Origin of the sequence: Salinibacterium sp. ZJ70 (assembly GCF_011751865.2) — a bacterium.
GTDB lineage: Bacteria > Actinomycetota > Actinomycetes > Actinomycetales > Microbacteriaceae > Homoserinibacter.
The window spans coordinates 1,611,419-1,624,120 of sequence record NZ_CP061770.1 but is presented as its reverse complement, the minus strand read 5'-3'; the positions used below and the strand labels follow the sequence as shown (position 1 = coordinate 1,624,120).

Here is a 12,702-nt window from a genome sequence, read left to right as displayed (position 1 = left end):
TTTAGGGGAGGCGCACTACCTGGGCCCCGAAGACGAGGCCCGCGCCGAAACCGATCTGCAGGGCGAGACCGCCGCTGATCTCGGGGTGCTCCTCGAGCGCACGGTGCGTCGCGAGGGGGATGGATGCCGCCGAGGTGTTGCCGGTGGTGGTGATGTCGCGGGCGATGACGACGGTCTCGGGGAGCTTCAGCTGCTTGGCGAACTCGTCGATGATGCGGAGGTTCGCCTGGTGCGGCACGAAGAGTGCCAGATCTTCGGGCTCGACGCCGGCGACTTCGAGCGCTTGTCTGGCGACCTTCGCCATCTCCCACACGGCCCAGCGGAACACGGTCTGGCCCTCCTGGCGGAGGGTCGGCCACGGGGCCTTGCCGTCACGGAAGTCGAGGAGCGTGGCGTTCATGCCCACCGCGTCGGCCTTCGACCCGTCGGAGCCCCACACGGGCGCCGCGATGCCGGGCTCGTCCGCAGGGCCGATGACGACGGCGCCCGCGCCATCGCCGAGCAGGAACGAGATGCTGCGGTCGGTGCCGTCGACGACATCCGAGAGCTTCTCGGCGCCGATGACGACCGCGTAGCGTGCGGCACCCGAGCGGATGAGCGCGTCGGCCTGCGTGACGGCGTAGCTGAAGCCGGCGCACGCCGCGTTGGTGTCGTAGGCGGCAGCCGGGTTCGCGCCCACGCGGTCGGCGACGACGGCCGCCATCGAGGGGGTCTGCTGCACGTTGCTGATGGTCGCGACGATCACCAGATCGATCTGCTCGGGTGCGACGCCCGACTTCTCGATGGCTTCACGCGCGGCCGCCTCGGCGAGGTCGACAGCGAGAACCTCGGCGGACGCGCGCGTCCGAGTGATGATGCCGGTGCGCTGGCGGATCCACTCATCGCTCGAGTCGATCGGACCCACGAGGTCGTCGTTCGGGACGGCGTGCTCGCCGCGTGCGGCACCGTAGCTGTAGATGCGGGTGAACGGGACACCCTGGGACTGCTGGAGCGCGGTCACGCGGCGGCCTCCTGATCGATGAGCGCCTGGGCGGCGGCGATGTCGTCGGGTGTCTTGACGGCGACGGTCGGCACGCCCTTGAGGCCGCGCTTCGCGAGCCCGACGAGCGCACCGGCGGGGGCGAGCTCGATGATGCCCGTGATGCCCTCGTCGGCGAACGTCTGCATGTTCCGGTCCCAGCGCACCGGTGACGCGACCTGGCCGATGAGGAGGTCGACGAACGTCTTTCCGGAGTCGACAGCCGAGCCGTCGCGGTTCGTCCAGATGCGCAGCGTCGGGTCGGAGACGGTGACGTCGGATGCGGCGGCACGCAGTGCCTCGACGGCGGGCTGCATGTAGCGCGTGTGGAACGCACCCGCCACCTGAAGCGGGATGACGCGAGTGCCGGCGGGAGGTGCGGCCTGCAGCTCTGCGAGCGCGGGGAGTGCGCCTGCGACGACGATCTGGCCGCCGCCGTTGAAGTTGGCGGGCTCGAGACCGAGCTCGGCGAGGCGCGCGAGCAGTTCCGCTTCGTCGCCTCCGAGGACAGCGCTCATGCCGGTCTCGACCTGCGCTGCCGCCTCTGCCATCGCGCGGCCTCGGGCGGCGACGAGACGCATCGCGTCGGCGTCGTTCAGGATGCCGGCACCTGCCGCGGCGGCGAGCTCGCCGACCGAGTGGCCGGCGATGCCGGCGATGCGGTCGCGGCGGTCACCGCTGAGAACACCGGCGAGCGACATGAGCGACGCGGCCACGATGAGGGGCTGCGCGATCGCGGTGTCGCGGATGGTGTCGGTGTCCGACTCCGTGCCGTGCGTTCGCAGGTCGACGCCTGCCGCGTCCGCGAGAGCGTCGAGGTGCTCGGCGAACTGAGGTTCGGCGAGCCAGGGGGTGAGGAATCCGGGGGTCTGCGACCCCTGTCCAGGGGCGACGATCACAACTGTCACTCGACCATCCTGCCAACAGGTCGAACTGTCAGCGGAATACAGCCCACCAAGAAATCGGGGTGAGCTTGGTGGATGTCGACAGATGCCTGAACGTCAGTCTGTGCGCTTGCCGGTGTCGGCGATCGAGCCGACGATGAGCGCAGTCTGGAGGATGAGGGCCTCGCGTGCGCCCGTCGCATCCCAGCCGATGACCTCGCTGATGCGTTTGAGGCGGTAGCGCACCGTGTTGGGGTGCACGAACAGCTCGCGTGCTGTCGCCTCGAGCGAACGGCCGTTGTCGAGGTAGGCCCACATGGTCTGCAGGAGCTCGGTGGAGTGATCCTGCAGCGGCTTGTAGATCTTCGCGATGAGCGTCGCCCGTGCGAGTGGATCGCCCGCGAGGGCGCGCTCGGGGAGCAGGTCGTCGGCGAGGACGGGCCGGGGAGCGCCGCGCCATGCCTTGGCGACGGCGAAGCCCGCGAGAGCAGCCCGCGCGCTGCGTGCTGCCTCCACGAGCGATGGGACCTCGTGACCGAGCACGAGATGACCGGTGCCGAACCCGGGTTCGAGCTGCTGCGCGATCTCGATGAAGGGAAGCTGCTCGGGCGCGTCCGCGTCGTCCGCGCGTTCCACGCGGCCGATGACCACGACGAGCCGACTGCCCTGCACGCCGATGAGCACGTCGGCGTCGAGATGCCGTGCCGTGCGACGCAGCTGGTCGACGTCGAGCATCCGCGGCGAGGTGCCGACGAGCACAGAGACCGCGCCGTGACCGTTCCAGCCGAGCGCAGCGACGCGGCTCGGCAGCTCGCTGTCGTACTCGCCCGTGAGGATCGAGTCGACCACGAGCGCTTCGAGCCGCGCGTCCCAGAGCCCGCGCGCCTCGGCAGCACGTGCATACACATCCGCTGCGGCAAACGCGATCTCGCGTGAGTACAGCAGGATCGACTCGCGCAGGCTGTCGCCGTGGTTCTTGACGCGCTCCTCGACCACCTCGACGGTGACGCGGATGAGCTGCAGCGTCTGCTGCAGGCTCACCGACCGCAGGAGCTCCCGCGGAGCCGCGCCGAAGACATCCGCGGCGATCCACGGTGTCGACTCGGGGTTGTCGAACCACGAGATGAACGACGTGATTCCGGCCTGCGCGACCAGGCCGACGGCGCTCCGGCGGCCCGGAGGCATCTCCCGATACCACGGGAGCGTCTCATCGAGCCGCCTGAGCGTCGTCGTAGACAGCTCGCCTGACAGCGTCCGCAGCCAGGCGAGCGTCTGCGCTTTCGTCATCTCCGCCATGGAGGGTTCAGCTCTCGCCGCCCGCCGTTCCCGTGGTGCCGGCCGTGACGTCGTACAGCTTGTACTTGTCGATCGCCTGCAGGACGTAGGCCGGGTCGACCAGGCCACGACGCGCGAGCGACTGAAGCGTGCGCACGACGATCGACGGACCGTCGATCTTGAAGTAGCGGCGAGCGGCCGCACGCGTGTCGCTGAAGCCGAAGCCGTCGGCGCCGAGCGTCGCGAACTCACCGGGGACCCAGGCGCGGATCTGGTCCGGCACCGCGTGCATGTAGTCGGTGACCGCGAGGAACGGGCCCTCGGCGCCACTGAGCTTCTGCCACACGTACGGAACGTGCGGCTGCGCGGTGGGGTTCAGGAAGTTGTGCTCGTCGGCGGCGAGACCGTCGCGGCGCAGCTCCGTCCACGAGGTGACGCTCCAGACATCCGCAGCGACGCCCCAGTCCTTCGCGAGCAGCTCCTGCGCCTCGAGCGCCCACGGCACCGAGACACCGGACGCGAGCAGCTGAGCCTTGGGGCCCCGGATGGTCGCATCCTTGAGCTTGTAGATGCCCTTCAGCAGACCTTCGATGTCGAGGTTCTCGGGCTCCGCCGGCTGGACGATCGGCTCGTTGTACACGGTGATGTAGTACATGACGTTGGGGTCGGGGTGGGACCCGCCGTACATGCGCTCGAAACCGGCCTTCACGATGTGCCCGAGCTCGTAGCCGTAGGCCGGGTCGTACGTGATCACGGCGGGGTTGGTCGACGCGAGGAGCGGCGAGTGGCCGTCGGCGTGCTGCAGGCCCTCACCCGTGAGCGTGGTGCGTCCCGCGGTCGCGCCGATGATGAAACCGCGCGCCATCTGGTCGCCGGCGGCCCACATGGCGTCGCCCGTGCGCTGGAACCCGAACATCGAGTAGAAGACGTACACCGGGATGAGCGGCTGGCCGTGGGTCGAGTACGAGGTGCCGACCGCTGTGAACGCGGCGAAGGCTCCCGCCTCGTTGATGCCCACGTGGACGATCTGACCCTGCGGGCTCTCCTTGTACGCGAGCAGGAGCTCGCGGTCGACGGAGGTGTACTGCTGGCCGTTCGGGTTGTAGATCTTCGCGGTCGGGAAGTACGCGTCCATACCGAAGGTGCGCGCCTCGTCCGGGATGATCGGCACGATGCGGGGACCCATGTTGGGGTCGCGCAGCAGGTCCTTCAGCAGTCGGGCGAACGCCATCGTCGTGGCGACCTCCTGCTTGCCGGAGCCCTTCTTGACCACGTCGAACGACTTCTGCTCGGGGAGCGAGATGTCGACGTACTTCGAGCGACGCTCGGGCAGGTAGCCGCCCAGCTCGAAGCGACGCTCCTGCAGGTACTGCACAGCGACGTCGTCCTGGCCGGGGTGGTAGTACGGCGGCAGGTACGGGTTCTCCTCGAGCTGCGCGTCCGTGATCGGGATGCGGAGCTCGTCGCGGAACTGCTTGAGGTTGTCGAGCGTGAGCTTCTTCATCTGGTGGGTCGCGTTGCGGCCCTCGAAGCTCTTGCCGAGGCCGTAGCCCTTGATGGTCTTCGCGAGGATGACGGTCGGCTGACCCTCGTGCTCGACCGCGGCCTTGAACGCCGCGTAGATCTTGCGGTAGTCGTGACCGCCGCGCTTGAGGTTCCAGACCTGCTCGTCGGTGTAGCCCTCGACGAGCTTGAGCGCCTCAGGGTCGCGACCGAAGAAGTTCTCGCGGACGTACCCGCCGTCCTCGGTTTTGTAGGTCTGGTAGTCGCCGTCAGGCGTCGCGTTCATGAGGTTGACGAGCGCGCCGGTCGAGTCGCGGGCGAGCAGGTCGTCCCACTCGCGGCCCCAGACGACCTTGATGACGTTCCAGCCGGCACCGCGGAAGAAGCTCTCGAGCTCCTGGATGATCTTGCCGTTTCCGCGGACAGGGCCGTCGAGGCGCTGCAGGTTGCAGTTGACGACGAAGGTCAGGTTGTCGAGCTTCTCGTTCGCGGCCCACTGCAGGGCTCCGCGGCTCTCGACCTCATCCATCTCGCCGTCGCCGAGGAAGGCCCAGACACGGCTGTCGGAGCGATCCACGATGCCGCGGTTGGTGAGGTACTTGTTGTTCTGCGCCTGGTAGATGGCGTTGATCGGGCCGAGGCCCATCGACACGGTCGGGAACTGCCAGAAGTCCGGCATCAGACGCGGGTGGGGGTAGGAGCTCAGCCCGTGGGGCGCACGCGACTTCTCCTGACGGAAGCCGTCGAGGTCCTCTTCGGTGAGTCGGCCCTCGAGGAACGCGCGCGCGTACATGCCGGGCGAGGCGTGACCCTGGTAGAAGACCTGGTCGCCGCCCGAGGCGTGGTTCTGTCCGCGGAAGAACCAGTTGTGTCCGACTTCGTAGAGCGAGGCGCTCGACGCGTAGGTCGAGATGTGTCCGCCCACGCTGATGCCGGGGCGCTGCGCACGGTGAACCGTGACAGCTGCGTTCCAGCGGATCCAGCGACGGTACTGACGCTCGATCTCCTCGTCACCGGGGAACTCGGGCTCGTTCTCGGTCGCGATGGTGTTGATGTAGTCCGTCGTCGGCACCATGGGCACGCCCAGGTGGAGCTCCTTGGAGCGCTTGAGAAGGCTGAGCATCACGTCTCGCCCGCGCGCGCGTCCCTTGTCATCGACGAGTGCGTCGAGTGACTCCTGCCACTCGGCAGTCTCTTCGGGATCCTGATCGATGTTGTGCACCGAGTACGGGTCCTGGTCGTTCACAGTCACCGCTGACCTCTTCCTGATCGTGTCTGGCCGTGGACGAGTCTAGTTGGGAGTGGCGTGCGAGTTCTCACGCGCACCCGAACTCGCAGTCGAGCCGACGCGGGCCATCGCGCGTATGATCGCTCATCGTGGCATTGGAGAACGACACGCAGGCCCCGGATTTCGACCTCGCCAACCAGTTCGGCGAGCACATCCGGCTGAGCGACTTCCGCGGACGCAAGGCGGTCGCGCTCGTCTTCTTCCCTCTCGCCTTCTCGAGCACCTGCACGGGGGAGCTGTGCGAGCTGCGCGACAACCTCTCGCTCTTCCAGGAGAACGGCGTCGAGCTGATCGGCATCTCGGTCGACTCGAAGGCGAGCTTGCGCGCGTGGGCGGAGCAGGAGGGGTACGACTTCACCCTGCTCGCCGACTTCTGGCCGCATGGCGCCGTCGCAAAGGAGTACGGCGTGTTCCTGGAGGAGAAGGGCTTCGCGAACCGCGCCACCTTCGTGATCGACCGCGCCGGAGTCATCCGTGCATCGTTCATCACCGCGCCCGGGCAGGCGCGCAACCTCGAGGAATACCGCGCGGCGATCGAGGAAGTGCGCGAGCTCGCCGACTGAGCGCCGCCGACACGGCGATCAGCTCGGGCAGGCGGTGCTCTGACCAGATTCGGGCATCCGAGCGCTCTCAAGCGACGTTCGGAGCCGACGCCCGCCAGCGATAGCATCGGAGAGTCAGGGCTCTTAGCTCAGTTGGTTAGAGCGCCACGTTTACACCGTGGATGTCGGGGGTTCGAGTCCCTCAGGGCCCACATGGGGACAGGTCGCCCGCGCGCCGTCGCGGCAGTCGCGGGCGCCTCGCTGCTGTGGGGCACCACCGGCACGGTCGCGAGCTTCCTGCCCGATGAGGTGTCTCCTCTTGCGATCGGCGCCGCGACGATGGGCATCGGCGGGCTTCTGCTGTTCGCCTTCGCCGCCCGACCCGCTCTCGGTGTGCTCCGTGATCCCGGCGCGCGCCGCTGGGTGCTCGCAGGGGCCGTCGGCGTCGTGGTCTACCCGCTGGCGTTCTACACCGGCATGGATCTCGCGGGCGTCGCGATCGGCAATGTGGTGGCGCTCGGTTCGGGGCCGATCGTCACGGCGGTGCTCGAGTGGGTGTTCGAACGCCGACGTCTCACGGTGCGCTGGGGCGTCGCGACCGCTCTCGCTCTCGGCGGCATGGTGCTGCTGACGCTCGGCACGCACGCCGGGCCGGCTGCCCGCTCAGGTGGCGTGGTCGCGGGGGTGCTCGTGGGGCTGCTCGCCGGCATCGCCTACGGACTCTTCACCTATGCCTCCTCGCGCGGGATCAGCACCGGGCACGGGTCGCGCGGCGTCATGGGCGCCATGTTCGGCGTGGGTGGGCTGCTGCTGGTGCCCGTCCTGGTGGCGACGGGGGCTCCCCTCGTCGACGACGCTCGCTCGCTCGGCATGCTCGCCTATCTCGCGCTCGGCCCCATGTTCCTCGCGTACCTGCTGATCGGCGCGGCGCTGCGCACCCTGCGGTCGTCGATGGTCGCCACGATCGCCCTGCTCGAACCCGTCGTCGCGACGACACTCGCCGTCGTGATCGTCGGCGAACGGCTCGATGCGCTCGGATGGACCGGCATGGCCGCGATTCTGGTCGGGATCGTGATCTTGGTCGCGGCGCTTCCTCCTTCGCTCCGTAGTCGAGCACGCCTAGACTTCCGGGTATGACCGACGTGCCGAACCGCGGCTCAGGAGCGGATTCGGATCCGGAAGCTCGTGCGGACTCTGCCGCGCCCGGATCCGCGCCGTATCCTCCGCCGTACACCCCCCGCGCGCACAGCGATGACGAGCTCGCTGCAGCTCTCGCAGCTCAGACGGCGATGTACACGGGGCCGATCACGATCCCGGTGATCAATTCCGACCCGGCTTTCCGGCCCGACCCGACAGAGGTCGACTCCGCCGTGCCGCCGCCCGAGGATGCCGCTCCTGTGGACGTCCCGCCAGCGACGCCCGTCGTGAACCTTCTGCCGGTTCCGGTGCCTCCCGCACCGGTGCCCATGGACTTCGTAGCACCGGATATGGTCGCTGCGGAGCCCGAGCCCGTGTCGGAGCCCGTGTCGGAGACGCCCCCTCCCGCATTCCCGACGTTCGCCGCCCCTTCCGACGCCGCGCTCCCGGTCTTCCAGTCGCCGTTCGCCGCGGTGCCGCCGTTCGCGACCACCCCGCCCGAACCGGCGCCTGAACCGGCACCCGCAGCCGAGGAGCCGTCGACCGCGTCCGTCCCGTCGACGCCGGATCCCGTCGCCCCGCCGCTCACGGATGCCGAGATCTTCGGCATGCCGCCGGTGGAGTCCGCCCTTCCAGGCGTCGACCCCTACGGTCCGCCGCCCCAGGTGGAGCAGGTGGATGGCGGCCTTGCGCCGCCGCCTGAGTCGGCGCCCGACGAACCCGCGCTGTCGACGAGCAGCTCGACGCTCGACGCGATCCTCATGCTCGAAGACGAACTCCGGCGTCGACAGGAGCTGCCGCCGACGCTCGCGACTGCCGAGACTCCGCTGCCCTCCATCGACACCCCGCCCGCGGCTGCTGTCGACACCTCCGATACTCCGGCTTCCGCCCCGCCCGCGCCGGAATTCGAGGCCACGCCCGCGCCCAGCCTCGATGAGCGTCTGCGCGCCGCCTCGCCCCCGGTCGCGGGGGAGGCGTCGTTCGCGCCGCCTCCTGTCGCGGCACCGGGCTGGACTCCCGCTCCCGACCCGGAGCGGGAAGGGATCGTGTCGGCTGAGCCGACCCCGACGGGCGAGGCCCCCGCGGCATCGGCCCCCACCACCGCGCAGCCGTGGCTGACGGCACCGCCTCCGGCATTCGGGCCTCCGCCTCTCGTCGAGCCGCCCGCACCGGAGGGGGGAGAGTTCGACGCCGCTGTCCTGACGCCTCCGCCGAACCTGGCCCCCGCACCGCGCTCCGATTCGGGTATCGACGTGACGACGCTGCCCCCGCCGGGCGCGACGCCGCCTTCGCCTGTCTCGATCCCGGCCGGGTTCGCCCCGAGCGACTACTTCGCCGCATCATCCGGCCAGGCCCCCGGCGCCGGGGGAATCGGCGACCCCGATGTCGAGGGCATCGACGACACCGACCGCGCCGACCTCGCGCAGCTCATCCCGGTGGGTGCCGACGGTGTCGCTGAGGTCTCTGCGGTGCCCACCGGGGTCGCAGCCGTCACCGGCACCTCCGCCGGCGCGGCCGCTGTCGAGCCCACCGACCCTCACCCGTTCGCCGTCGAGCGGGTGGCGGTCATGCCGACGCCGATCGAGCAGCGCGCGGGCCGCGCCGCGCGCATGTTCTGGCTCTGGTTCGCCGCGAACTCCTCCTTCATCTCGATCGCCGCGGGCGCGACGATGCTCGCCATGGGGCTGAGCCTTCGTCAGGCACTCGTCGCGACGCTGCTCGGCATCGTGCTCTCCACCATTCCGCTCGGGCTCGGCGCGCGAGCGGGCAAGTGGAGCGGCCAGCCGACCATGGTGGTGTCGCGCGCCACGTTCGGGCACATCGGCAACGTGATCCCGGCGATCCTCGCGATCATCGGCCGCATCTTCTGGGGAGGCGTCATCCTCTGGGTGCTCACCCTCGCGATCACCCCGGTGATCCTCGGGCGTGCGGACACCGGCCTCACCGTGTGGGCCGTCGTGGTGCTCGCGTGCGGCGTCGTGCTCGCCGCGCTCGTCGCGGTGGTCGGGTACGGTCTCCTCTACCGCCTGCAGCGCGTCCTCACGATCCTCTCGGCGCTGCTCATGGTCGCCACGATCGTCGTCACCGCCGACCGGTTCGATTCCGCCGTGATTCTGCGGACGAGCGAGGGGTCGTGGGTGCTCGCCCTCGGAGGCGCGGTGCTCGTGTTCAGCGTCGTGGGGCTCGCATGGGCGCAGTCGAGTTCGGATCTCGCGCGCTATCAGCGTCCCGGCAGCTCGACGGGTGCGACCTCGGTGTGGACCATCATTGGAGTGGTGCTCCCCACGCTCACGATCATCTCGTGGGGTGCGATCCTGGCGGCCTCCGATCGTGCGCTGGCGGAGCAGCTCGCGGCCGACCCCATCGCGGCTCTGCTGGACATCGTGCCGGGGTGGTTCGCCATCCCGCTGCTCGCGTCAGCCGCCCTCGGCCTCATCTCGGCTGCGATCCTCACCATGTACTCCGGGGGGCTCGCGATCATCTCCGCGGGTGTGCGGATGCCTCGCCCGATCGCGACGCTTCTGGCCTCGACGCTCATCGGCGCGGCGGCGTTCGTCCTGCTCGCGATGCAGGTGGGGGCGATCGACATCATCCGCGATCTCGCGACGACCCTCGCCGTGCCGATCGCGGCGTGGGCGGGGATCTTCGGGGGCGAGATGATGATCCGCAGCCGACGTTTCCACACGCCCTCGCTGCTCGCCCGCGGCGGTGCGTACGCGAGCGTGCGGTGGGTGAATCTGCTCGGTCTCCTCGCTCTCACGGGACTCGGCTACGGTCTGACGACCGCTGAGCTTCCGGGCCTCGAGTGGCAGGGGTATCTGCTGAGCGTGCTCGGCGTCTCGGCGCAGAGCCCGTGGGCTGCGACGGATGTGGGCGTGATCGTGGCGCTCGTGCTCGGCGTCCTGCTGCCGCTCATCACCGGCATTCCGGGTGTGCGTCGACAGGAGAAGCATGAGGAGTCGACCGCGACGGCGGGGATGCCTGCGGTCGATGCACTCGTAGACTGAGGCAATGCCCACCTCGCTCGCACACGTCGTCGATGTCGCCCACTCGCTGTGGCCGCTCGCGGGTGCGGAGGAGTGGGACGCCCCAGGGCTCATCGTGGGCGACCCCGCAGCCGAGGTCTCTGCCATCCACCTCGCGGTCGACGCCGTTCTCGACACTGCCGACGAGGCACTCGATGGGGGAGCCCAGCTGCTGCTCGTGCATCATCCGCTTCTCATGCGCGGCGTGACGTCGGTCGCCGAGGACCGCTACAAGGGCGCGGTCATCTCGCGCCTCATCCGCGGCGGCTGCGGCCTTCTGGCGGCTCACACGAATGCTGATGTCGTCGCCGACGGCACGTCGGCGATCCTGGCCCGCGCACTCGGTCTTCGCGACGCCCGGCCTCTGGTCCCATCATCCGACGATCCCCAGCTCGGTCTCGGCCGCGTCGGCCGGCTCACCTCGCCCGTCACCCTCGGGGAGCTCGCCCGTGGGCTGCAGAGCGTGCTGCCGGCGACCGCTCAGGGCATCCGCGGGGCCGGCGACTACCGCGCGCCCGTCGAGACGGTGGCGCTGTGTGCGGGCGCGGGCGATTCGCTGCTCAGCCATCCGGAGGTGCTCGCCGCGGATGTGTACATCACGAGCGACCTGCGACACCATCCGGCATCCGAAGCGCGCGAGAACGCACGGGCTGCAGGGCGAGAGCTCGCACTGCTGGACATCTCGCACTGGGCGGCGGAGTGGCTGTGGCTCGATGTCGCTGCCGAGCAGCTGCGCCGTGCCCTCCCCGAAGTCACGGTCACGGTGAGCGATCTGCGCACCGATCCGTGGGACTTCGCCCTCGTCTGACCATCCGGCCGATTCGGCCCCCCGACAGAACGGAACACCATGGGCCTCCAGGCCGCACCCGAAGACCAGGCACTTCTGCTCGACCTCCAGCAGTTCGACACGCGACTCCAGCAGCTGGCTCACCAGGCGAAGTCGCTTCCCCAGAACGCACAGATCGCGGCCCTCGCGACCGAGCTCGATGCGCACCGTCGCACGTATGCCGAGCGCGTGGGTGCGCTCGAAGACGCTCAGGCGGAGCTGAAGAGGGTCGAGTCGGATGTCGCGGTCGTCGAAGCGCGCATCACGCGCGACGCGGATCGCCTGCAGTCGTCGTCGTCGGTCAAGGATGTTCAGGCGCTCGAGCAGGAGCTCGCCGCTCTGGCACGCCGCCGCGACGAGCTCGAGGAGATCCAGCTCGTCGTCATGGAGCGCGTCGACGAGCATCAAGCTGCTCTCGCCGAGGTGCGCGCTCAGATCGACGACGTCGAGGCGCGTGTCCGCGCGACCACGGCCGAGCGCGACGAGGCCCTCGTGGCGCTCGAGAAGGACCGCGCGCACAATGTTGCGGCTCGCGAGACGATCGCGGCCAAGGTTCCCGCAGCTCTGCTCGACCTCTATGAGAAGCAGCGCGCCCGCTACGGCGTCGGCGCATCGCACCTGCGGGCGGGTGTCTCGAGCGCGAGCGGTGTGGCGCTCAATTCCACCGACCTCAACGCGGTGCGGGCGGCGTCCGCGTTCGACGTGATTCTCTGCCCTGATTCGAGCGCCATCCTCGTGCGCACCGCCGAATCCGGCATCTGAGCCGGCACCCGCAGCTGCCGGAGGCGCGGGGCGGCCGTCGTCGACGGCTATCCTGAGGGAGGAATGGGTCGGCCAGACGGTCGCGTCACGCGCTTCGGCGCGTGCCGAGGAACGTCCGGGCTCCGCAGAGCAAGGTGGTGGGTAACGCCCACCCGGAGTGATCCGCGAGAAAGTGCAACAGAGAGTAGACCGCCTCCGGCGTTACGCCGGCGGTAAGGGTGAAACGGTGGTGTAAGAGACCACCAGGGTTCCGAGTGATCGGATCCGCTGGGTAAACCTCACCTGGAGCAAGGTCAGACAGACACCGATGAGGCTGCTCGCCGAGGTGTCGGGTAGACCGCTGGAGGGCTGCGGCAACGTATCCCCGAGATAGATGACCGTCCGGTCGGATCCGTCCGACTGACAGAACCCGGCGTATCGGCCGGCCCGTTCCCTCAGATA

The 12,702-nt window shown here is 69.4% G+C and carries 9 protein-coding genes, 1 tRNA gene and 1 other RNA gene; 7 read left to right on the top strand and 4 right to left on the bottom strand.

Features of this window, described 5'->3' with window-relative positions; genetic code table 11:
* Window position 1: 1 nt before the first annotated feature.
* From HCR12_RS07670 to aceE, 4 genes are all read right to left on the bottom strand, one after another.
* Window positions 2–1,000: a beta-ketoacyl-ACP synthase III gene (locus HCR12_RS07670; RefSeq protein WP_166864818.1), complete on the bottom strand. Its 999-nt coding sequence runs from the start codon at window positions 998–1,000 to the stop codon at window positions 2–4.
* The gene (locus HCR12_RS07665) at window positions 997–1,926 is read right to left on the bottom strand and encodes an ACP S-malonyltransferase (protein ID WP_166864813.1); all 930 of its coding nucleotides are present in this window, start codon (window positions 1,924–1,926) and stop codon (window positions 997–999) included. The genes HCR12_RS07670 and HCR12_RS07665 overlap by 4 nt, the downstream gene beginning before the upstream one ends.
* A gap of 93 nt (window positions 1,927–2,019) precedes the next feature.
* The gene (locus HCR12_RS07660) at window positions 2,020–3,189 is read right to left on the bottom strand and encodes a PucR family transcriptional regulator (protein ID WP_191412321.1); all 1,170 of its coding nucleotides are present in this window, start codon (window positions 3,187–3,189) and stop codon (window positions 2,020–2,022) included.
* Window positions 3,190–3,205: 16 nt separating this feature from the next.
* Window positions 3,206–5,932: a pyruvate dehydrogenase (acetyl-transferring), homodimeric type gene (gene aceE / locus HCR12_RS07655; RefSeq protein ID WP_166864807.1), complete on the bottom strand. Its 2,727-nt coding sequence runs from the start codon at window positions 5,930–5,932 to the stop codon at window positions 3,206–3,208.
* Between the two features lie 125 nt (window positions 5,933–6,057).
* On the opposite strand from aceE, the gene HCR12_RS07650 reads away from it, so the two are divergent.
* The 7 genes from HCR12_RS07650 (at window position 6,058) to rnpB (ending at window position 12,694) form a co-directional block, all read left to right on the top strand.
* Window positions 6,058–6,531 carry a peroxiredoxin gene (locus HCR12_RS07650; protein WP_166864804.1) on the top strand — a complete coding sequence of 158 codons (474 nt, stop codon included), beginning with the start codon at window positions 6,058–6,060 and terminating at the stop codon, window positions 6,529–6,531.
* A 117-nt stretch (window positions 6,532–6,648) separates the two neighbouring features.
* A tRNA-Val gene (locus tag HCR12_RS07645) sits at window positions 6,649–6,722 on the top strand.
* Window position 6,723: 1 nt separating this feature from the next.
* On the top strand, window positions 6,724–7,647 hold the full coding sequence (locus HCR12_RS07640; protein WP_166864801.1) for a DMT family transporter: 924 nt from the start codon (window positions 6,724–6,726) through the stop codon (window positions 7,645–7,647).
* Window positions 7,644–10,655, top strand: a complete 3,012-nt coding sequence (locus HCR12_RS07635) for a purine-cytosine permease family protein (protein ID WP_166864798.1) — start codon at window positions 7,644–7,646, stop codon at window positions 10,653–10,655. Before HCR12_RS07640 ends, HCR12_RS07635 begins: the two co-directional genes overlap by 4 nt.
* A gap of 4 nt (window positions 10,656–10,659) precedes the next feature.
* A complete protein-coding gene (locus HCR12_RS07630; RefSeq protein ID WP_166864794.1) occupies window positions 10,660–11,481 on the top strand; it encodes a Nif3-like dinuclear metal center hexameric protein in 822 nt (273 codons plus the stop codon).
* Window positions 11,482–11,520: 39 nt separating this feature from the next.
* Window positions 11,521–12,261, top strand: coding sequence for a zinc ribbon domain-containing protein (locus tag HCR12_RS07625; RefSeq protein WP_166864790.1), 741 nt, complete (start codon window positions 11,521–11,523; stop codon window positions 12,259–12,261).
* 64 nt (window positions 12,262–12,325) lie between these two features.
* Window positions 12,326–12,694, top strand: an RNA gene (gene rnpB, locus HCR12_RS07620) — RNase P RNA component class A.
* Window positions 12,695–12,702: the final 8 nt, after the last annotated feature.

What these genes read in the sequence shown, in the direction of transcription:
- HCR12_RS07660 (WP_191412321.1), bottom strand. Translation starts at nt 3,189, where the DNA reads ATGACGAAAGCGCAGACGCTCGCCTGGCTGCGGACGCTGTCAGGCGAG.
- HCR12_RS07640 (WP_166864801.1), top strand. Translation starts at nt 6,724, where the DNA reads ATGGGGACAGGTCGCCCGCGCGCCGTCGCGGCAGTCGCGGGCGCCTCG.
- HCR12_RS07635 (WP_166864798.1), top strand. Translation starts at nt 7,644, where the DNA reads ATGACCGACGTGCCGAACCGCGGCTCAGGAGCGGATTCGGATCCGGAA.
- HCR12_RS07630 (WP_166864794.1), top strand. Translation starts at nt 10,660, where the DNA reads ATGCCCACCTCGCTCGCACACGTCGTCGATGTCGCCCACTCGCTGTGG.
- HCR12_RS07625 (WP_166864790.1), top strand. Translation starts at nt 11,521, where the DNA reads ATGGGCCTCCAGGCCGCACCCGAAGACCAGGCACTTCTGCTCGACCTC.